The sequence below is a fragment of the Paenibacillus diazotrophicus genome, assembly GCF_042610465.1.
Genome location: NZ_JBGJZN010000001.1, coordinates 535,807 through 555,927, shown reverse-complemented (window position 1 = coordinate 555,927; position 20,121 = coordinate 535,807). Strand labels below are relative to the sequence as shown.

Below are 20,121 nucleotides of genomic sequence, written 5' to 3'. Positions count from 1 at the left end.
ATTAGAATAGGAGATCCACGTTCACATGAAACAACATTTGCGCCACATCCATCCTCTGGCATGGACTATTATTATCGGCACGATGTTCGGGCGCCTCGTGACCTCGATGAGTATCCCATTCTTATCGATCTACTTAACCCAGGTTCTCGGTGCATCGCATTCGCAGACCGGTATAACGGTGGCTGTCAGCTCTTTAGCCGGTGTGTTGATCAGCTTCTATGGCGGCTACATATCGGATATCTTTGGGCGCAAAATCGTCATGTTAGTCTCAGTATTCGGCTGGGCCTTTGTCTTTTTTGGTTTCTCATCCGCTCAGGTTATCTGGGTTTTCTTCCTGGTGAATACGCTGAATGGTCTGTGCCGTGCCGTATTTGAACCAACCTCTCGTGCGCTGCTCTCGGATATCACAGCTCCGGATCAAAAACTGTTGGTATTCAATCTTCGGTATGCAGCGATCAATCTGGGCGTTGTATTCGGCCCGATTATCGGTTTGCAGCTGGGGTCTGCCAAGTCAACCTTCCCTTTTGTGATAGCAGGAATTGTCTATGTTGCTTACGGGATTGTACTGTTTATGCAATTCTCGGTCCATCGGGCCAGTCTGCCCGTCCGTTCAGAAGCACGCGCTCCACAGCTGCGTGAAGCGCTGTCCGTCACCACCCGGGATCGGGTATTCCTGCCGGTGCTAGTGGGAACCATTTTTTGTGTACTGGGGTATGGGCATTTCAGTTCCACGCTGGCCCAGTATCTGGCGGTTGATACTCATTTCTCGAACGGCAGCAAGATCTTTTCTTACATGCTGTCGCTTAACGCAATCACCGTATTGGTAGTTCAATACCCGATCGTCCGTACAACCAGTAAATTCCCGCCGCTTATTCCTTTAATTCTGGGGAATCTGTGTGTAGCGCTGAGCATGCTCCTGTTCGGGTTTGCCAGCGGAGTAGCGCTCTTAATGTTCAGCGTGGTATTGTTCACGATTGGCGAGGTTCTACTCTTTACCATGATGGATATGCTGATCGACCGGATTGCCAAACCTGAATGGAAAGGCACCTATTTCGGTACAATTGGCTTCAATAATCTGGGAAACGTAATGGCCCCTATCCTGGGTGGTCTTCTGCTTGACCAATTTGGTGCCACGAATGGCCCTGCAGTATTTGTTCCACTGGCCTTAAGCACAGCACTGGGGCTCCCCTTCCTCATTACCGCACACAAAAGATTGAATGCAAGAGAGCGCAAGAATGCCGAAATCAGCTCGCAAAGCGCTTAATTCCACCAGACGCCTTTCCGCAATAACAAGTAACAGACCCGCTCCAATACTAAAAAGGGCAGCCTAGAACTAGATAACAAAGTCCTAGACTGCCCTTGGTTTATGAAAAATAAATTCTCTATAAGTTTCCAACTCTGATTGGCTGGAAGTAAATAAATAAACATATTGTTAACATAACTAATATTATGTAACTAATTTTGATTGTCTTTCAGTTTTTAGATATAAACCGTCTGTAATAACTCTAGCTGCTCCTTAATATATTTTCTGATTACCGGGGGATTCATAATTTCTGCTTCATTCAGCAGCTTCATCACCTGTCTGCATGCAGATTCATAACTGTACAGATTCAGGGTGAAGTCCATATGTTCATCTATTTCCTTTGTGTCGACAATTTCAAACTCGTTCATCCGCTGCTGCTGTCCCTTCCTGGTTCTCACAACTACAGGATAGTACTCCTCTTGCTTGCAGTTTTGCTTGAACGCCTCTTTCTTGCTCAGCCAGTAGTCCTCCAGTATGAAATCAGCAGGAATCGTGTATTTACCTCCAATGTCTTCAACTGTAGTGATCCGCTCGCACTTGAATGTACGAATTGCACCCGCCGACTCGCAGTAAGCAGCCAAGTACCACTCTCCTTGCTTCACAATCAGTCCATAGGGCTGTACATTACGGCAGGTCAAATGCCCATTTACCTTACGGTATTGAATCTGAATACTGCTGCATTTCCAGACCGCAGATCGAAGTTGTTCCAGACATGGAATCTCAGCCCGTTCTTGCCACCATGGAGTGTTATCGTAATAAAACCGGTTCTTGGCTTTAGAAATATCCTCCTGATAGGCATCAGGCAACGTATTTTCCAGCTTCAGCAAGGCATTCTTAAGCTTCAGTCCGGATACAGTCAATGCGTCAAAAGGAATTCCCCTTCCCGTCAAATAGAGGTTAATCACCTCTTCCCCGTGCAGCTTCTGAAGATTAACGGTATAACCTTCCATCAGAGAAATCCCGCCACCCGGCCCGGGGGTTGTAATTATGGGGATTCCCGATTCTGCCAAGATATCAATGTCCCTGTATATCGAGCGAACGGAGGTTTCAAGCGCTTCTGATAACTCCTTCGCCTTCATTTTACCCCTGGATTCCATCAGTAAAAGGATTGCAATCAAGCGATGCAGCCTCATGTCCAGCCTCCTAACACGTTAATAAAGTACAATATTTGCCGTTGTCACACCATTCTCGCCACTCTGTTGTCAACAATATAGGAGTATGCTGAATGTATCAGAGAGAGGAGCTGCTGTAAATGAATATTGGCATACTGGGCACAGGTTTTGGAGCTTATCATGCAAGTCTTCTAGCAAAAATGGAGGGCGTCAACCGGGTGGTTATCTTTGGCCGGAATGAAAGCAAGCTTAACCAACTGAAGCAAGAGCTAGGGGTTGAGATAACAACCTCCATCGATAAAATACTATCGGATGCCACGCTGGATGTGATTGATATTTGTCTTCCTTCTGACTTACACAGCAAATATGCGATCCAGGGGCTAAAGGCTGGAAAACATGTGTTTTGTGAAACTCCGGTTTGTCTGAGCACTGAAGATGCTGGAGCTATGCAGAAAGCAGAGAAAGTCTATGGTAAACGCATTATGGTCAATCAATTTATCAAATTTGATCCTGCCTATTCCTATTTGTTCGAGGCAAAACAGAGCGAGAAATATGGAAAGCTGCTTCATGTATCCTTAAAAAGAGAAACCGCGCCGTTATGGGGCGACCTTGGCCTTGGTAAAATTGCTACCCATCTAATGATTCACGAGTTGGATATGGTAAGCTGGCTCTTGAATAACCCTCGTCTCACCTCAGTTTGGGGTAGCGACAGTGGACAAGACGGGCAGGCACTGGTTCATGCGGTTTTTGATACACCAGAGGTATCTGCTGAGATCATGGTCTCCTCACAGATGCCTGGTTCTTATCCGTTCACTGTGGGCTATGCAGCCTATTTTGAACAGGCCAAGCTTGAGTTTCATGAAATTGATCATCCAGATGGCCAAGTAGATGCCAAACTTTATGAATATGGGGTTAATGGTAAACAAAAGATTGTACTAGAACAAGCCAATCCCTATGAGAAAAGTCTGCGCTACGCACTTCAAAGCTTTCATGACGGATCAGCGTCCAGGATTTCTTTGAAGCAAGCTGTACAAGCAGTGGAAATGGCTTTTGAGATTACCCGTAGATTGTTGTGAAGTTAGAGAAGCAGCATGGAAGCCAAGCCCCTACCCTTTTTCTGTGTTTTAGGATCACGGGAACGTCGTAGTTGTGTTATTCATGAATTGTTTGGTGGGAAGAGTGGTGGTTTTGATTTTCTATTGTGAATTTTTCATATGTTGAAATAAGGATAATAGATACCGAAAAGTATCGTGCCTGCTTTGGTGATCACAGTCCTCTTATTGTTAACGTATTTTTAGTTATGTTAACTTTGTGATCTAATCAATCTGAATTCCGCGATTCCCCTAACTTTAAGACGGCTTTTTTGCTACAATAAGGAAAATAACGGTAAGGAGGGTCCCTCTTGAAGGATGACGACAATGCGGATGAATCTTATGTGGAATTTATAAGCAAGCCGCTTCCCAATATATCCAGTCTCCCCCACTCACGTCATAGGAAAGTACCCTCAAATATAGTCTGGTACACAGACACTATGAATGTCCACAGCTATCATGAAGCCCATGAATGGATAATGAGTGGTCCTTACAACGAGATCGGATATCTTTACCATGGTTATATAACAACAAATTGGATGCTGGCCCATGTTCTTGTGTATGAAAAAATTTGGCGGAATACCATTTCAGACCCTCAATTTCTGGTGTACACCAATTATGACTATACCAACGAAGGCCTAGTGTATAAAGTATGGGTTACTCCTGTATCTCCAAATGGGATAGACGAAACAAAACCTGAAAAGCCCTAACCTTAATCTGGTCACTTCAGGTTTGTTCCTGCTCTAAATTATTTATTAACCCGATTAATACTTAATGTGCTGAAATATTGACTAGGGTTCCCCTGCTTCGGATTGAAGCGTTCTTTGAATTCACCGCCTGTATACGAACCAATGACCCGGTGCCAGAAATTGCGGGCGGGTGTATTGGCGCGAATCTGTGATACCTTCCAGTCGCCGGGGAACATATCGAATAACCTATGTGCTGCCCAAGTACCTACCCCGCTGCGGCGGTACCTTTGCATTACAAAAAACTCTGTCATGTAAAATTGTCCCTCCGAACTGCGGAGAAGCCTGTCCACGAGCGCAAATCCGGCAATTTTATCGTCCACCGTGAATAAATAGGCGAATTTATTATTTCCGCTATTCCAGTAAGCCTCAAGTCCGGGATAGGATGGGAAAGTCCCATCACGGTCTACATCAAGCTCCAGATAACGGGTAAAGTCATATAGATAATACTGCATCAGACTGCTGATCGTGTGGCGCTGCTCTTTGGGAACCAGTTCGATTCCAAGTTCCATGATGTCACCTCTGAGATTCACTTTTATTACACATTCTATAACTTTGTTACAACTGGAGCAAGGCGAACCCTGTATCCCCAGATGTGAAATCCGGCCAAATGCTGCGAAACATGATAAAATAGGAAGAAACCAAAAAGACATATCCGCTGAATAATAGCAACCTTAAGGCAGGTGAACAGGCTTTGAGCATTCAAAAAAACACTGACCGAACACATCTTGACCAAAAAGTGCTCCACATGCCCTGGTTTGTGCAGCAATTCATTGATTACAAACGTCCAGACCTCTCCCCCTCTACCCTGCTGGAGTATATCCGTGATTATGAATCGTTCTTTGGCTGGCTTCGTGCAGAAGGCCTAACGCAGGCTGCCAGCCTGTCAGAGATCACTCTGCTGGATCTGGAGACGTTGCATATGGACAGTGTTGTCGGTTACCGGCTGCATCTTACTACGCGTGCAGAGGGAACCAATTCCAAAGTTACGGTCTCCCGCAAGCTGTCTGCCCTTCGTTCTCTTTTCCATTATTTAAGCCAGATTGCCGAGGACGAAAATTTCTATCCTTTGCTCAAACGTAATGTAATGGCCAAGGTAGAAATCAAGCGTATTCATAAACCGAAAGATACCGCCGCCAAGCTGAAAGGCAAAATTCTAGAGGACGAAGAACTGCTGGAATTCGTAGGGTACATATATGAAGGGTACGGCCGTGATGTTGAAGCCAATAAACAAGCCTATTATTCGTTCCAGCTCAACCGTGAGCGTGATGCCTGCATTGCCAGCCTCATTCTTAACTCGGGCCTTCGTGTTTCGGAAGTAGTTAACCTAAATGTGGATGATCTGGATGTGAATAATAAGCTGCTGTATGTCTACCGCAAGGGCCATAATGACGAGACATTTAAGACACCGGTCTACTTCCGGGAACAGGCCAAGGATGAACTATCACTCTATCTTACCCTGCGCCAGTCCCGTTATAAAACCCCCAAGAAAGAGAAGGCATTATTCATTGCTTTGCCGAACGGAAGTCATGAAGGAAAACGGATGACCAAACGGGCAATCCAGGAGATGATCATCAAATACGCCAAACGGTTCGGCAAGCCATATCTGACTGTGCATAAGCTGCGTCACTCCTTTGCCACAGACTATTATCTGCAAAATGATATTTACAAAACAAAGGAACAGCTTGGGCATGCCTCAACGGAAACAACCGAAGTCTATGCCCATCTTACAGACAAAACGATGTCTCAAGCGATTGAGCGGCGTCTGGAGAGCTGAATACCTATTCATGAAGGGAGTTCATTTCATTGTCTCAAATGTTTCACCAACAGGAATCATTATCTGCTGCACCTAATCAAAGCCATATTGATTTACAGTCCAACTGCGAAAATTGCTTTGGTCTTTGCTGTGCCGCCCTGCCCTTTTCTGCATCTTCAGACTTTGCTATTGACAAAAATGCGGGGCAGCCTTGTCCCAATCTTCGGAATGACTTTCGCTGCGGGATTCATACCGCTTTGAGAGCTAACGGATTCAAAGGGTGTACGGTATATGAGTGCTTTGGTGCTGGTCCAAAGGTTTCCCATCTCACCTTTGCCAGCCGGGACTGGCGGGCGGCTCCGGAATCAGCAGCTCAAATGTTCGAAGTCTTCCCCGTCATGCGTCATCTTCATGAGCTGATGTATTATTTAGCCCAAGCGATTGAGCTTCCGGCCGCCCAGCCGATCCACAGCCAGCTTCATGCTGCACTTGAGCAGACTGAACAGTTGACTCTGTTGCCTGCAGAAGCACTGCTGCAAGTAGACGTGAATGCTCACCGTGCAGAGATTAACGAGCTTCTGCTGCGGACAAGCGAGCTCGCACGCGATGCGGCAAGACGTCAACTAATGAGTGTCCCCAAACGGCCCAAAAACTACGGTCGGGGCGCCGACCTGATTGGAGCCAAGCTCAAAAAAACCGATCTGCGCTGTGTCAGCCTTCGTGGTGCTTATCTGATTGCAGCTGATCTTAGCGGGGCAGATCTTAGAGGAGCCGATTTGATAGGCGCCGACTTTCGCGACGCGAACCTGTGTGGTGCTGATCTAACAGGTACCCTCTTTCTGACCCAGTCTCAGCTTAATGCTGCGAAGGGTGATGCTTCAACTAAACTTCCTGACGCACTTGTGCGTCCTGAGCATTGGTCTTCATTGTAGCTGGCTACCAGATCATTGTACTTCAGTTCAAGCAGTTCCTGACAACAAAACAGCGGCCATGTACTCCTTCAACTGAAGGGACTGGCCGCTGTTCTTTGTGACGGGTTTTGGGGATGTAACAAGTGTGGTAGTTGTTGCACTTTGTGTTTTCTATTGTGAATTTTTCATATGTTGAAATTTTGAAAATAATCTCGTTGTTGCCACAAAAACTGGGCTAATCCTGTACGGTTGTTAATGTCGAATCGCTGAATATCCGGATTGTGAAGCAGCAGAGATGGATGATCTTGAATAGATTCCCAAACCGCCATCGCCATAATATGGCTCGTCCCGTCTAGCAGAAATATATCCTCTTCTCTATGAATCAATACGATTTTGGGATATCGCTCCTGCTTGAATCCCTCCACCAGCACAAAATCGTATTCTACAAAAGTATCGATTAGTTCAGCCAGACTGCTTCCCCGTTCCCGAATGACCGAAGTCCTTCCCTTGCTTGTGATAGCAACCGCTGAAGCCCCGGCCTGCCGATGCTTCCAGGTATCCGTTCCTTCATGATCCATATTAAAGTCATGCCCGTCATGCTTGATGACCGCCACACTACAACCTCTCTGCTGCAAGAGCGGGATCAAGTCACAGATCAGGGAAGTTTTTCCGCTATTTTTGTAGCCTACGATCTGGAACACTGCTGGCCCGCTGCTTACATTCTTTAAGCTCTTTAGCGGTTGCCGTCTACGACGCCTCATTCAGTTGCCTCCCACTTTTAATGATCCGGCCCTGCCTTCTCAACCCCGAATTTCCCCGGGCAGCTTAAGCAATTTCACCGAGTCTCCGGCAGTCAGCCCCCGTTCTTCCGGCGGAATCACAATTAGACAGTCACTGTCCTTGATAGTTACCATCACAGACGATTCATCAATGTTAGCCGGATAGGCATACAGCCGGCCCTCATGGATCTCCAGCCGGGATCGGACAAACCGGGTGTAGTTATTTACTTTGGAATATTCCGCTCCAAGTACTGCTGTCCATTCCGGCAGGAATGGCTGAATTGCTCCCTGCATTTGTATGATCACTGGCCGGGCGAACAAATGAAATCCAACAAAACAGGCTCCGGGATTACCGGACAATGCCAGCAAAAGTGTTCCTCCACGTACGGCAGCTGTTGTCACACTTCCTGGACGCATGGTCACCTTGTTGAACAGCATATCTCCACTGTTCTCGCGGACTAGATCCCCCATGATGTCATAGTCTCCAACGGATACCCCGCCCGTGGTAATCACTAGATCGTAATTCTCGAGTGCCATCTGCACCTTGCTTCGTGCCAGTTCAATATCATCTACTATCGCACCAAGCATTACCGGTTCTCCGCCGCTCTCCCGCACCAGTGCTTCCAGCATAGACGAATTACTGTTCCGTATTTTGCCTGCCACGAGCGGTTCATGTACTTCCAGAAGTTCGGTTCCGGTTGCAAATATGCCTACCTTGGGTCTACGGATCACCTTCACAAAAGGGATTCCAAAAGCGGCCAAAACCGCGATATCTCCAGCAGTGATCACCCGTCCGGCTGGAAGTACTAACTCCCCTTCCTTGAGTTCAAAACCCCGGGGTGTAACATTCCGGCCTGCCTTCTGCGGCTTGCGGATTCCTACCTGGAGGAGACCACCAACTTCCCTGCTCTCTGTAGCTTCAATCATCACAACCGTATCTGCACCATTCGGCACTTGTGCTCCTGTCATAATCCGGGCAGCCGTCCCCCGCCGTATATCGACAGCAGGCACTGCACCGCAAGGAATGTTATCCACGATGTCCAGCCAGACCAGATTTCCTTCCTCTATCTCCTCCGTATCGGCTGCGATAAGCGCATACCCGTCCATTCCCGAACGGTTAAAAGCCGGAAACGGATGCGGCGCATTGACAGATTCAGCCAGATAACGTCCTGGACTTTGATGTAAAGGCACCTCTTCCATATCAAGCACCTTCGCATATTCAATAATCCGTGACTGTGCATCCTTCACCTGAAGGGCTTTACGATGAAATTTAGAATGCGCTGTTTCTTCTCTGTTGTTCATATGCACCATCCTCTTCTGTCCCGTATTGTCATTACTCGGGCTGAGCCGCTTTAATTCAAACCTATTTTAACACGACAGCCCGTAAAGCGATATTTGTTCATCTCTCTTCGCAATAAACAGAAGCCCCCGCTGTAAGCGGAGGCTTCTTGTCAGGATACGTTTAGACAAGCTGGATTAGACAATACGCTTGGTGTTGGTTTTAGGCACGAATGACCTTAACATCTGCCGGGATCACTTTCTCGCCTTCGTATAACATGAACCGTCCATTCTGCCATTCAACGCGGAGAAGCCGCGATTCATCAGACTGGTACTGCCAGACATGCTGCTGCCCGCCGTTCATATAAGGAGTCTGGCCTGTCACTGCCGCATATCCCTCATATTCCTCTTCCAGATAAAATGTGTAATCGTCCAGCTCCAAGGTTGCAGGCACCTCAGCAGGATCATCCAGCCGCCCGTCAATCGGCTGATATAATGCGTACTGCAGCTGCTCGCGTTCTTCAATATGCAGATAAGCAATACGGCTGCCGTCCCGCAAGGTGAGCACCACAGCATTGCGGCCGCTGGTTTGCGTACGCCCTGTGACCTCATAGGTCACCAGGGATACCTCACAAATATCTCCAGCTGAGAGGTTCAACATACTCTTGGGTACAGACGGCGCCTCAGGTTTGGAGAAGATATTGCCAATACGTTTCCAGATACTCAAACGAATCATTCCTTTTAAAGGTTTTGTACAAACGCATAATCTTGAACGATCTAAGACCTCAGCTCTTTATAAAGGCCGCTATTATCAAAGCACCAGTCATATGCAGCGAGCCTGCCAATACACCGTAGCCTATTTTGCCGAGCAGAGTACCATGGTCCAGATCGAGCTTCGCCCAGCGGTACAGGAGTATTCGTACTGTTTTTTCCAAGAAGAATAATAGTACAAAGGAGACTATGGAGACGATAAGTGCATCACCCAAACTGTTCGATGAAGCAATGGAAGACGACAGAATATAACCTTGTGCCAGCAGCTTAAGCACGAATCTCATGGTTACCGCCAAGTTGCCTGCACGAATCTCTTCCAAATCGTTGTAACGGGTAAAGAGCGAATCCACGTACATTAGCACAGATAGCAGCACCGAGCCGCTCACCGTCCATACCACCATGGACACCAGAATATGGAAATCCATTGTTTAGCCTCCGATGATCAGTTTGCCTGCCCATACAGGCAGCATAGAGAAGGCGAAGGAGAAACGTTCTAACTGTCTCCCCTTCGCCTGTGGACAACAGCCCAGAAGTAGGGCTAATGCCAATATGTTATTGTTGTTTGTCGTATTGCTTCATCAGTGCAGCCAATTCATCTTCAACGGCCTGATCCTTGCCGAGTTTTTCGAATTCATCATCCAGCGATTTGTTGCCGGCGCTCATTTCGTTGCTGGCTTCTGCCTGGGCTTCTGCCTGCAGCATTTTGTCTTCCATGCGTTTGAGACCAGCTGAAGCCGAATCAGAGCTGAAACCGCTCATGGCTTTGTTGATTTCAGTCTGCGCCTTGGCTGCATTATAACGTGCAACCAGGGTCTCGCGTTTGTTCTTCATCTGGGTCAGCTGTTTACGCATTTCCTCCAGCTTACCGCGCAGATTGTCCGCAGACGCCTTGTTCTGATCGAAGCTAGTCTTATATTCCACAAGCTTGGCTTCTGCTGCCTTCTTCTCTTCCAGGGCACGGCGCGCCAGGTCTGCATTGCCTGCCTGAGCGGCAGCATGCGCCTGTTGATTACGTTTGTTCACGAGCGCTTCCTGTTCTTCATAGAGCTGCTTGAATTTTTTCTCAATGGCAATCTGGGCCGCGACAGCTTTTTCTGCGTCTTCCAAATCTTCCGTCATGTCACGAATGTATTGGTCCGTCATTTTAACCGGGTCTTCCGCTTTGTCGATAATCGCATTCACATTGGACATCGTTAAATCACGCAATCTTTTAAATATAGACATGGTTCATTCCTCCAAAATAAAAGTGATGTGCTCATTTGTTATCATTTACGCAGGAAGTGCCCTTATCGTTTCAAATTTTGCCCAAATAAATATTGATCCACTTTGAAATTTACGATTTCTACAACTTGGGCTATGCCCTCCTGGCTCAAATGGTCGTAGTGAATGCCCATAACTACAGTAACCGTCCGATTAAGAGCAGCCGCAACCCGCATTGCAATCAACTCACTGATCGTGTGTTCTTTGTGATGAGGAACTGCTGAAGTGGTTACCTTAATATCCCCTTCCTCTACATAGGCGGTACTGGCTGCGCCGATGTGACGGATACCACCGGTAATCAGCAGCAGCAAATCACGGCCAACCTCAGTAGCAGACAGTTCAATATCACCTGGGTACAGCTCTGGAGAAGACATGAATTTCTCCCCTTTCCAATTATATTAACCATTGTACTCGAGGATATCTCAGAAAGAGAAGACTTTGCCCTTTAAACATGAAATCATCTATATAATACCGCGGATTTCATCCAGTGACGAAATGTTTTCCTCCATCATAAACTGCTGCAATTCTTCGACAAGCGTGCTGCCTGCGCGCAAATTCATGAAGTTATACGTTCCGACCTGAATAACCGTTGCCCCGGCCATAATGAATTCGATAATGTCTGTTGCCGAGGTAATTCCGCCCATACCGATCACCGGAATGGATACCCTCTTCGCTACCTGGTGCACCATTCTCAGTGCGACTGGTTTGATGGCAGGACCGGATAATCCGGCATACAAATTATTGAATACGCTACGGCGGCGGCGGACATCAATCTTCATTCCAGAGATCGTATTAATTAGTGAAATGGCATCTGCGCCTTCTTCCTGGCACATTTCAGCCATTCCTGCGATATCCTCAGCGTTCGGGGACAATTTCACAGCAAGCGGGAGCTTGGTTGCAGCTCTGACGGCACGGACTACCTCCTGTGCAGCAGGTGTCTTAACACCAAAAGCAATGCCGCCTTCCTTAACGTTAGGGCAGGAAATATTCAGCTCAATCATATCCACCGCTGGTTTGCCGGCTGCGCTGCGTACATCTGCATCACGCTGAATCAGTTCCGCACCCAGCACATAGTCATGCAGTGTGTTGCCTCCCAGGTTCACCAAACGAGCAGTTTCGAGCGTCTCCCAATAAGGAAGCTCTTTGGTGAGAAACGCTTCAACGCCTGGATTCTCGAGTCCGACGCTGTTCAGCATACCCGAGGCGGTCTCAAACACACGCACACCGGGATTACCCGCCTTGGCGTGTAGTGTAAGTCCCTTGCCGGAGATCCCCCCGAGGAGCGATACATCATAGAGCTTGCCGTATTCTCGGCCGAAACCGAAAGTCCCGGAAGCCATAATGATCGGGTTCTTAAAGTGGACACCTGCGATATTGGCAGTCAGATTAATCATGGAAGATCACCTCTTCCGCGAGAAATACCGGTCCGTCCGCACAAGCCTTGCGCTGACCATCACGGCAGGAAACGCTGCATACGAGGCAGGCCCCGATTCCACAAGCCATACGGTTCTCAAGGGATAAGTAAACATTAGGTCTCCGGCCTGCCGTTTCAGCGGCTATGCCTTTCAGTTGCGCAGCTTTGAGCATCGGATGCGGCCCACAGACAAATATATGGTCATAGCTGGTAAAATCGACGCTGTCGAGCACCAGGCCTCCCACATTGACTGTCAACTCGGCAGCCAGTGGACGAAATGCCTCCGTCCGGAATGCCTCACGGCTAAAGCCCAGATAAATATCGCTGCCAGGAAGCTCCTGTGCACAGTATAAAAGAGGTGCTATCCCAATGCCACCGCCTACTAATGCAACCTTTCCTTCAACTGACGGAAATCCGGTACCAAAAGGCCCTTCGAGTTCAATAGGATCTCCAGGGTTCAGTCCAGCCAGTATCTTCGTCCCCTCACCCAATACATGATACAGAAAATCCACACCATCGTCGTTCACTTGATGTATGCTTAGCGGTCTGGACAGCAAAGGATAGGCTCCCCATGCCCGCAACATGTAGAATTGCCCCATTGTCCCCCCGAGATCCCCTCCCACCCGAAGGTGATACACGCCATCCGTCAGTCGTTCGTTACTAATCACAGTCGCCAAGTTATCAAGCTCCTTCAAATTTAATCTTATTAACCATGCCTTAGAAGGAACTTAAAATCTGTGATATAGTTCACATTCGCCGGTGTCTATTTCCGTTTCCAAATCCCGCGTTCATATGGCTTAGGCACATTAGCCTTATCCACACCGCCAAGGGCTTCCTCTGCGTGCAGCGCCCAATACGGGTCACTTAACATTCCTCTGCCTATTGCAACAAGTTCCGCCTTTTCTTCAGAAACTATGGACTGCGCTTCTTCATAGGATTCGAGGCGTCCTACCGCAATCACAGGAATCTGGAGTTCACTGCGGATGTACTCAGCCAGATCAACCTGGTAAGCCGGTCCGGCATTAGGGCCACCATTCGAACCGATTGGCCCTTCACCGCCAGATGAAACATGGAACATATCCACTCCAGCTGCCTTATAGCGCCGGCAGAATTCAAGAGCGTAGGCTTCGTCATAACCGCCATCTACGTATTCCTTGGCAGATACTCGCATAAGGAGCGGCATTTCAGCAGGAAGTACCTCCCGAACTGCACGGGTCACTTGTTCTCCGAACAGCATGGGGTCTGCACCGTATTCATCATCTCTGGTATTAGAAAGCGGAGAGTGAAACTGGTGAATCAGGTAACCATGAGCTCCATGTAGCTCAACCGTATCAAATCCGGCTTCCACCGCCCGCCTTGCCCCTTCACGGTAGGCTGCTATCAATTCAGCGATTCCTTCTTTAGAGAGCGCCTGTGGCGTTTTGGAGTTGGAATCAAACGGGATGGCTGAAGGAGCCACAGGAGGCTCGGCATCCACCGCTTTGCGGCCTGCATGGCCTAACTGAACGGCTATTTTGGCACCTTGAGCATGTACTGCCTCAGTTAGCCTCCGGTAAGCATCAATATGATCATCACTCCAAATTCCTGTATCTTGATTCGTAATCCTTCCATCCGGATGGATCCCCGTCATTTCCACAATAATGAATCCGGTCCCCCCGATAGCGCGGCTCACATAGTGAACGAAATGCCATTCATTTGGGATTCCATCCTGCTTGACTACAGCATATTGGCACATTGGAGGCATTACGATTCGATTCTTCAAGTACAAAGCCTTTAGCTCGTAAGGAGCAAATAATTCCGGCATTTCTATTCCTTCCTTTCTGTTGTTCACGAATTCAATAGTCGGGTTGTTCTCCCGTCCAATTCAGTATACACGTATTTTCCACACCGATAAATCATAATCACAAGCATGTAAACCCAGCATAATTCAGTCTATGGAAGGGGATAACAAGACAAGCAGAATTATTCTCTGAGTATTCTATGTAGTTCCAGTATCTACAAAAGGAGGCATGCCCTGATGAAAAGCCTGCACATGAGCCGGAAGCTGCTCCTGTCAGTCATTGTCTGCTTCAGCCTGCTCAGCCCCGTTTCCTCCGGAGGGCCTACAGCAGCCTTTTCCGAGGATCCCCGCTTGTTACAGCAACCGGATAGCGGTCAGAGAGCAGTAGCAGAGCCGAAGGAAGATCTAGCAATCCCCGCAGGCTCTTCGCGTACATCGTCACAGTTACAAAAACGGGGGAAAACACTTACCCTCAGCCAACTGCTCCGCAAATACCCTGAGACTATTAAAACCCAAGGTCCGCGGCGTAAACAGATCGCACTTACATTCGATGATGTGCCTGACCCGCGCTTTACACCCCAAGTGCTTGACATGCTGCGAAGATATCATGTCCACGCCACTTTTTTTATCGTAGGCAGCCGGGCTGAGAAGCACCCTGAACTTGTAGCTCGGATGATCAGGGAAGGCCATGCCGTCGGCAATCATTCCTATAACCATCCAGAGTTTGGCAAAATCAGTATAAACGCATTTCGCACACAGATTATCCGCACGGAAAATATTATCAATACGCTTGCGGGCTATAAGCCGCGGCTAATTCGTCCACCTTATGGAGACATCAGTGAACAGCAGCTGAAATGGGCCAAAGCCCACGGATACAAGCTTGTGAACTGGAATGTAGACTCTCTGGACTGGAAGGGACTTTCGAAAACACAGGTACGGAACAATATCATCACCCATGCGGGTAAGGGAGCTATCGTACTGCAGCATGGCGGCGGGGGTCGTGGCAGCAATTTACAGGGAACGATTCAGGCTCTCCCCGAAGTCATTAACATCATGCACAAGCGGGGGTATACTTTTGTCACTCTCCCTCAGATGCTTCAGATCAGCAAAGAAAAGTTAGATCTTTAAATATAATACAAAAAAAAGAAACGAAGCCTGCCTGATTCGGCATGGTTCGTTTCCTTCTGAGTCTTAGATCTATTCAATCATATAGAGCTGCACATATTGGAAACCGAAATCTGCGACAAAGCTTTGACTGCCCGGGATAAAGATATCTATCCGATTCCCTTTGATCGCGCTTCCCATGTCGGTTGCAGTGGCAAGAAATGCCTGTTTAGGTAACCCAGGATGAGAATATCCGGTTACTAAGACTTTGGTTCCCAGCGGGATCACGCTTGGATCCACAGCGATCGTGCCCAGCTTCAGCGGATTGCCAAAGTAGTCAACGGCACCCCATTTGCCATTCTCGCTGATTGCAGAAGAATATGCCGTTGCTTTTACCTGAAGTACTTTACCGTAGCTGTAGACTTTGCCCCAAGCTTGAACAGTATTCGTCTGCGGCTCCACACTTAAAAGTGAAGTCCCTGTGGATTCTTTAGTTATGGGTTCAGCAACTGCAACATTCTGTGCTTTGAGAATGCCGGGGATCGATAGCCTGAGGCCAGGGTAAATATTACCCGCTGAAATATTGGGGTTAGCCTCCATTATCTTATCCATGCTTATACCGTAATGATTAGATAGAGTATAATAGGTAGTAGTATTACCTGCGATATGTATACTGTCTGCCTGGACGGGTGCGGCTTGAATCAGTGTGCTGATACTTAAGGCTGCAGCGAGAGCTGCAACGGCTCTGAATTTGATCTTCATGAGTTCCTCCTTCATTAGTGGCGCAGTCAGATCCGGGAAATCCCGTTCACGCTGCTTCAAAATAACTCCGGACGTATGTATGTTTGCTTATGCCCTGGTGTTTGTAAAACTAACAGATATTAATATATCACAATTTTGTAACCAATGCTTATGAAATTGTTACCACTTTTACAGAAATGGAATTTTGAAGCGTTATCATTTGATTTAAAATTAATATTAATTTAATAAAAGCATCCCAAAATTCATTGTTTTGTTGCATCTCCTGAACATTTTCGCATAAATTTTACACAGATTTAACATTTCTCTCTTTGGCAAATAGTAGAATGAGAGAAGATAAAGACATTGAAGCACTTGGAGGGTCTATGAACGTGAATACAGAAGAGAAAAAAAACATCCATACCAGCCCGGCTACAGCCTATCTGAACCGTGATTTAAGCTGGATCGAATTTAACCGGCGCGTACTTCAGGAAGCACAGGATGCAGATAACCCTCTAATGGAGCGGGCCAAGTTCTTGGCGATTGTCTCCAGTAATCTGGATGAATTCATCAGTGTCCGAGTTGCGGGGATTCAAGATCAGATCCGGGCAGGCTATACCAAAAAAGATTTTACCGGTTACACCCCTTCCGGCCTTTATAAGCGTCTTATCAAACGGGTTACTAAGATCGTTGCCGACCAATACAGGACATTCCGGGATATCTCCCGCAGTCTGCATAAGGAAGGTATCGTGTTTGTAAATTACGAGGACCTGACACAGGCTCAGGAGCTCTCGATTGAACAATATTACCGGGATATTATTTTCCCCGTACTGACGCCAATGGCTGTTGACCAGAGCCGCCCATTCCCTCTCGTTCACAGCCAGTTCATCTATCTTGCGGTTGTGCTGACGCGGAAGGATAGTCTGGAAGAGGACCCTTACTTTGCAATTCTGCAGATTCCTTCCAATCTGCCAAGATGTATTCCCCTTCCCCACCGTTCCAACAGCAAGAAACGGCAGTTTGTATTTATTGAAGATGTTATCCGTCATCATATCCAGACTTTGTTCAGCGGTTATGATCCCGTGGCTGTTAGTGAATTCCGCTTAACACGTAATTCTGACCTCACCATTGATGAAGAAGGTGCGGAAGACCTGCTGGAAGAGATAGAAAAAGAGCTTCGCAAACGTCGGAGAGGTGTCCCCGCCCGTCTGGAGGTTCAAAAAGGGATTCACCCTTATGCACTGGAGCAGCTGCAGGCTGAATTCGAGCTTGAAGATTTCGTGTTTGAGGTTGAAGGCCCGCTGGACCTAGGATTCCTGCGCGGCTTTGCCGGCAGCCTAAAGGGATTCAGCTATCTGCATGATGCTCCTATCGAACCGCTCTATCCTGCTGAATTCGATGAGAACGAGGATTTCTTTGAGGTGCTCCGGGAACGCGATGTATTAGTGTATCACCCTTATGAATCCTTTGATGCCATGACCGATTTTATTATTCAGGCTTCAGAGGACGAGCAGGTCATGGCCATCAAAATGACGTTGTACCGCGTCAGCGGTAACTCTCCACTCATAACAGCACTGGCCAATGCCGCGGAGTCGGGTAAACAGGTCACTGTAGTTGTAGAGCTGAAGGCACGTTTCGACGAAGAGCGCAATATCGCCTGGGCGCGCAAGCTTGAGCAATCGGGCTGCCATGTGGTATACGGGCTGGTTGGACTCAAGACCCATGCCAAGATTACGCTGATTGTCCGCCAGGAAGGGCTGGAACTGCGCCGTTATGTTCATGTCGGAACAGGGAACTATAATGACAGCACAGCTAAAGCTTACACAGACCTCAGTTTGTTCACTGCCAACAACGAGATCGGTCTGGATGCTTCCGAGCTTTTCAACCAGATGACAGGTTATTCCGCCAATTATGACTGGAATTCCTTCATCGTCGCACCGACCAATATGAGCCTTTCGCTGCAAAAACTGATTCTGCGCGAAGCTGAGCATGCCGCCGCCGGACGGCCATCCCGGATCATTGCCAAAATGAATTCCCTCTCCAATCAAGAGGTTATTGATAATCTGTACAGCGCAGCCCAGGCTGGTGTACCGATTGATCTGATTGTGCGCGGGGTATGCTGCCTGCGTCCAGGGATTGAAGGCCTTAGCGAACGCATTACGGTACGCAGCATCGTGGACCGTTTCCTGGAACATTCCCGGATCTATTACTTCGAGAACGGTGGCAGCCCTGAGGTCTACTTGTCTAGTGCTGATTGGATGACACGCAATCTAACCCGGCGTATTGAGCTGATGTGTCCGGTAAAAGACAACCAAATCCGTAAACAAATTGTCAAGATCCTAGATCTGACGCTTAAGGATAATGTAAAGTCCAGTTTCCTGCAGCCGAATGGGTATTACGAGCGTGCAGACGACAAAAAGGCCCCTTTCCGGAGCCAGTTCGCCGCTATGGATGTTACGCGTTGGAAGGGAAGCCGAGTTTTACCTTCAATCCCCAAACATTCCTGAACGTTTTGAGGGCATTCTCAATGTCCTCTAATCCGATCAGAAGCTCGCCCGCTCCCTGCAGTTCCAGATCAAGCGTATTGCCGTGGAGGCGGGCTTCTAGTCCGCTTACAATACCAATCTCAGTACTATCCAGTGCAATGCTTAACTGGACGAGTGCGCCAAGCTTATGAATCCACTCCTCGTCGGAAGCCAGCAAAATGTCCTTGTGGATCAGGGACAATTTCTGCTTCCGGCTTTTTGTGCTGTAGGAAGCTATCAAGGCTCCCAGAATCAATTGACGGTGCGTTAATCCGCGGATCGGAGAGTTCATCAGCCAGTAACGTGTATGCCGCTTGGATTGATAATAGTTGATATTGGAACCCGTCCGATGCAGCATGATTGAGACGTAGATCAGCATCCGTTGCTCATCCCGTTCCCCTTCTGCACTAAAAGCGTCAAAGAGGCTTAGAGCCAGCTTGTAGATGTGATCCAGATGCCGTTTCGATGTTCGGATATCAAAACGAATGATCGTATTGAGACTGAATTCCAGCGCACTCTCACGCACAGGCTGCTCCGGTTCGAGCAGGTCATGCAGCATCCCTTCACGAAGTCCTTCTCCACTGATCAATGCCTGGCTGGCACCAATATAATGGAAAACCGTGTGGAAAATAATCAGCCCCGAGACGATAATATCCCCCCGGCTCTTGGACAGTCCGTCCAAATCCTTACGCTTCTCATATGGAATGGAGGGCAGCGTCTCCATAAATTGATCTATGGTCTCACTGGACAACGTATAGCCGTGGGAATTCGGAAGAGAATAATCCTGCATCTTCTGGTCCAGCTTCCCCAGAGAACGCAGGGTTCCTCCAAGTCCATACAGCGGAAGACCCGGACCGCTGTTCAACCAGTCATGTTCCACCAATCTCCCGGTTACATAGGCCTGAAGTTTACGTACCTGCTCTCCGTTCCAATTGCCATTATGGCTAAACATCAGATTGGTATTGACCGCTCCAAACGGAAAAGAAATACTATGCTGATAACGACGTTCCCGGAATAGGGTGATCTCCGTGCTTCCGCCTCCGATGTCAATGACAAAGCCATCCTGAACATCAAAGGCATTAATAACACCCAAAAATCCGAAATAAGCCTCCTGATGTCCGCTGACTACTTCAATTTGAATCCCCGTTGCCTCCGAAAGGTAGGAGATAATTTCTTCAGAATTTGCCGCGTTGCGAATAGCTGCAGTGGCGCCGGCACGGATTTTATCGACTTCAAAAGCGCTGCAAATCTCCTTGAATTGGTGGAGGACAGGCACAATGGTATCCATGTCCTTGCGCTCCAGCCTGCCGTCCTTAGTGATTTTTTCACTCAGACGCGCGGAGTACTTGCACTCTTTGATGATTTTGTAGCCTCCTTCCTGCGTCGTATCATAGATCACGAGGCGAATGGAGTTAGAACCAATATCAATAATGCCAATCCGGCAAAGATCATCTCTCATCTGTATGTACTCCTTTTCAAGTTGATTGGCCATTTATGTATACTATATCACCCATTCCGCCGCGAACCAAAAATAAACGGCCGCCGGATAGAGT

General features: G+C 47.9%; 20 protein-coding genes. 7 read left to right on the top strand and 13 right to left on the bottom strand.

The window, feature by feature from the left end:
• Positions 1-25: 25 nt before the first annotated feature.
• Complete coding sequence (locus ACAN54_RS02460; RefSeq protein WP_379152021.1) at positions 26-1,264, top strand: MDR family MFS transporter; 1,239 nt, start codon at positions 26-28, stop codon at positions 1,262-1,264.
• A gap of 215 nt (positions 1,265-1,479) precedes the next feature.
• Here ACAN54_RS02460 and ACAN54_RS02455 read toward each other — a convergent pair whose 3' ends face one another.
• Positions 1,480-2,436 (bottom strand): helix-turn-helix transcriptional regulator, encoded by a 957-nt coding sequence (locus tag ACAN54_RS02455; protein ID WP_379152018.1) that lies wholly within the window; start codon positions 2,434-2,436, stop codon positions 1,480-1,482.
• A 119-nt stretch (positions 2,437-2,555) separates the two neighbouring features.
• Here ACAN54_RS02455 and ACAN54_RS02450 point away from each other — a divergent pair, with 119 nt between their 5' ends.
• Together ACAN54_RS02450 and ACAN54_RS02445 are read left to right on the top strand one after the other, a co-directional pair.
• Positions 2,556-3,491 (top strand): Gfo/Idh/MocA family protein, encoded by a 936-nt coding sequence (locus ACAN54_RS02450; RefSeq protein ID WP_379152015.1) that lies wholly within the window; start codon positions 2,556-2,558, stop codon positions 3,489-3,491.
• Between the two features lie 326 nt (positions 3,492-3,817).
• Positions 3,818-4,216 (top strand): hypothetical protein, encoded by a 399-nt coding sequence (locus ACAN54_RS02445; RefSeq protein ID WP_379152013.1) that lies wholly within the window; start codon positions 3,818-3,820, stop codon positions 4,214-4,216.
• A 38-nt stretch (positions 4,217-4,254) separates the two neighbouring features.
• Here the strand turns inward: ACAN54_RS02445 and ACAN54_RS02440 are convergent, their stop codons facing one another.
• On the bottom strand, positions 4,255-4,764 hold the full coding sequence (locus tag ACAN54_RS02440) for a GNAT family N-acetyltransferase (RefSeq protein ID WP_379152010.1): 510 nt from the start codon (positions 4,762-4,764) through the stop codon (positions 4,255-4,257).
• A gap of 182 nt (positions 4,765-4,946) precedes the next feature.
• Between ACAN54_RS02440 and xerS the strand changes: the two genes are divergently transcribed.
• Both xerS and ACAN54_RS02430 read left to right on the top strand, forming a co-directional pair.
• Complete coding sequence (gene xerS, locus ACAN54_RS02435) at positions 4,947-6,029, top strand: tyrosine recombinase XerS (protein WP_379152007.1); 1,083 nt, start codon at positions 4,947-4,949, stop codon at positions 6,027-6,029.
• A gap of 38 nt (positions 6,030-6,067) precedes the next feature.
• A complete protein-coding gene (locus ACAN54_RS02430) occupies positions 6,068-6,940 on the top strand; it encodes a pentapeptide repeat-containing protein (protein ID WP_379154111.1) in 873 nt (290 codons plus the stop codon).
• Positions 6,941-7,104: 164 nt separating this feature from the next.
• Here the strand turns inward: ACAN54_RS02430 and mobB are convergent, their stop codons facing one another.
• The 9 genes from mobB to ACAN54_RS02385 form a co-directional block, all read right to left on the bottom strand.
• The gene (gene mobB / locus ACAN54_RS02425) at positions 7,105-7,680 is read right to left on the bottom strand and encodes a molybdopterin-guanine dinucleotide biosynthesis protein B (RefSeq protein WP_379152004.1); all 576 of its coding nucleotides are present in this window, start codon (positions 7,678-7,680) and stop codon (positions 7,105-7,107) included.
• A gap of 39 nt (positions 7,681-7,719) precedes the next feature.
• Positions 7,720-9,000 carry a molybdopterin molybdotransferase MoeA gene (locus ACAN54_RS02420; protein ID WP_379152001.1) on the bottom strand — a complete coding sequence of 427 codons (1,281 nt, stop codon included), beginning with the start codon at positions 8,998-9,000 and terminating at the stop codon, positions 7,720-7,722.
• Positions 9,001-9,199: 199 nt separating this feature from the next.
• Positions 9,200-9,703, bottom strand: coding sequence for a DUF4178 domain-containing protein (locus ACAN54_RS02415; protein WP_379151998.1), 504 nt, complete (start codon positions 9,701-9,703; stop codon positions 9,200-9,202).
• Between the two features lie 58 nt (positions 9,704-9,761).
• Positions 9,762-10,172, bottom strand: coding sequence for a DUF350 domain-containing protein (locus ACAN54_RS02410; protein ID WP_379151995.1), 411 nt, complete (start codon positions 10,170-10,172; stop codon positions 9,762-9,764).
• A 127-nt stretch (positions 10,173-10,299) separates the two neighbouring features.
• Complete coding sequence (locus tag ACAN54_RS02405; protein ID WP_379151992.1) at positions 10,300-10,971, bottom strand: PspA/IM30 family protein; 672 nt, start codon at positions 10,969-10,971, stop codon at positions 10,300-10,302.
• A gap of 62 nt (positions 10,972-11,033) precedes the next feature.
• Positions 11,034-11,381, bottom strand: a complete 348-nt coding sequence (lpdD, locus tag ACAN54_RS02400; protein WP_379151988.1) for a prenylated flavin chaperone LpdD — start codon at positions 11,379-11,381, stop codon at positions 11,034-11,036.
• An 87-nt stretch (positions 11,382-11,468) separates the two neighbouring features.
• Positions 11,469-12,401, bottom strand: coding sequence for a dihydroorotate dehydrogenase (locus tag ACAN54_RS02395; RefSeq protein WP_379151985.1), 933 nt, complete (start codon positions 12,399-12,401; stop codon positions 11,469-11,471).
• Positions 12,394-13,098, bottom strand: coding sequence for a dihydroorotate dehydrogenase electron transfer subunit (locus ACAN54_RS02390; protein WP_379151982.1), 705 nt, complete (start codon positions 13,096-13,098; stop codon positions 12,394-12,396). The genes ACAN54_RS02395 and ACAN54_RS02390 overlap by 8 nt, the downstream gene beginning before the upstream one ends.
• An 86-nt stretch (positions 13,099-13,184) precedes the next feature.
• The gene (locus ACAN54_RS02385; RefSeq protein WP_379151979.1) at positions 13,185-14,225 is read right to left on the bottom strand and encodes an NADH:flavin oxidoreductase/NADH oxidase; all 1,041 of its coding nucleotides are present in this window, start codon (positions 14,223-14,225) and stop codon (positions 13,185-13,187) included.
• A 213-nt stretch (positions 14,226-14,438) separates the two neighbouring features.
• Between ACAN54_RS02385 and ACAN54_RS02380 the strand changes: the two genes are divergently transcribed.
• On the top strand, positions 14,439-15,329 hold the full coding sequence (locus ACAN54_RS02380; protein WP_379151976.1) for a polysaccharide deacetylase family protein: 891 nt from the start codon (positions 14,439-14,441) through the stop codon (positions 15,327-15,329).
• Between the two features lie 69 nt (positions 15,330-15,398).
• On the opposite strand, the gene ACAN54_RS02375 is transcribed toward ACAN54_RS02380, so the two are convergent.
• Positions 15,399-16,067, bottom strand: a complete 669-nt coding sequence (locus tag ACAN54_RS02375) for a 3D domain-containing protein (protein ID WP_379151973.1) — start codon at positions 16,065-16,067, stop codon at positions 15,399-15,401.
• A 362-nt stretch (positions 16,068-16,429) separates the two neighbouring features.
• On the opposite strand from ACAN54_RS02375, the gene ppk1 reads away from it, so the two are divergent.
• Complete coding sequence (gene ppk1 / locus ACAN54_RS02370) at positions 16,430-18,550, top strand: polyphosphate kinase 1 (RefSeq protein ID WP_379154109.1); 2,121 nt, start codon at positions 16,430-16,432, stop codon at positions 18,548-18,550.
• Here the strand turns inward: ppk1 and ACAN54_RS02365 are convergent.
• The gene (locus ACAN54_RS02365) at positions 18,498-20,027 is read right to left on the bottom strand and encodes a Ppx/GppA phosphatase family protein (RefSeq protein ID WP_379151970.1); all 1,530 of its coding nucleotides are present in this window, start codon (positions 20,025-20,027) and stop codon (positions 18,498-18,500) included. The genes ppk1 and ACAN54_RS02365 overlap by 53 nt on opposite strands.
• Between the last annotated feature and the right edge of the window lie 94 nt (positions 20,028-20,121).

Bases quoted from the DNA above. Each gene is read 5' to 3' on its own strand.
- ACAN54_RS02365 (WP_379151970.1), bottom strand. From the start codon at position 20,027: ATGAGAGATGATCTTTGCCGGATTGGCATTATTGATATTGGTTCTAAC.
- ACAN54_RS02380 (WP_379151976.1), top strand. From the start codon at position 14,439: ATGAAAAGCCTGCACATGAGCCGGAAGCTGCTCCTGTCAGTCATTGTC.
- ACAN54_RS02420 (WP_379152001.1), bottom strand. From the start codon at position 9,000: ATGAACAACAGAGAAGAAACAGCGCATTCTAAATTTCATCGTAAAGCC.
- ACAN54_RS02385 (WP_379151979.1), bottom strand. From the start codon at position 14,225: ATGCCGGAATTATTTGCTCCTTACGAGCTAAAGGCTTTGTACTTGAAG.
- ACAN54_RS02450 (WP_379152015.1), top strand. From the start codon at position 2,556: ATGAATATTGGCATACTGGGCACAGGTTTTGGAGCTTATCATGCAAGT.
- ACAN54_RS02440 (WP_379152010.1), bottom strand. From the start codon at position 4,764: ATGGAACTTGGAATCGAACTGGTTCCCAAAGAGCAGCGCCACACGATC.
- lpdD (WP_379151988.1), bottom strand. From the start codon at position 11,381: ATGTCTTCTCCAGAGCTGTACCCAGGTGATATTGAACTGTCTGCTACT.
- ACAN54_RS02430 (WP_379154111.1), top strand. From the start codon at position 6,068: ATGTTTCACCAACAGGAATCATTATCTGCTGCACCTAATCAAAGCCAT.
- mobB (WP_379152004.1), bottom strand. From the start codon at position 7,680: ATGAGGCGTCGTAGACGGCAACCGCTAAAGAGCTTAAAGAATGTAAGC.
- ACAN54_RS02410 (WP_379151995.1), bottom strand. From the start codon at position 10,172: ATGGATTTCCATATTCTGGTGTCCATGGTGGTATGGACGGTGAGCGGC.
- ppk1 (WP_379154109.1), top strand. From the start codon at position 16,430: ATGAACGTGAATACAGAAGAGAAAAAAAACATCCATACCAGCCCGGCT.
- ACAN54_RS02460 (WP_379152021.1), top strand. From the start codon at position 26: ATGAAACAACATTTGCGCCACATCCATCCTCTGGCATGGACTATTATT.
- ACAN54_RS02395 (WP_379151985.1), bottom strand. From the start codon at position 12,401: ATGATTAATCTGACTGCCAATATCGCAGGTGTCCACTTTAAGAACCCG.
- ACAN54_RS02455 (WP_379152018.1), bottom strand. From the start codon at position 2,436: ATGAGGCTGCATCGCTTGATTGCAATCCTTTTACTGATGGAATCCAGG.
- ACAN54_RS02375 (WP_379151973.1), bottom strand. From the start codon at position 16,067: ATGAAGATCAAATTCAGAGCCGTTGCAGCTCTCGCTGCAGCCTTAAGT.
- ACAN54_RS02405 (WP_379151992.1), bottom strand. From the start codon at position 10,971: ATGTCTATATTTAAAAGATTGCGTGATTTAACGATGTCCAATGTGAAT.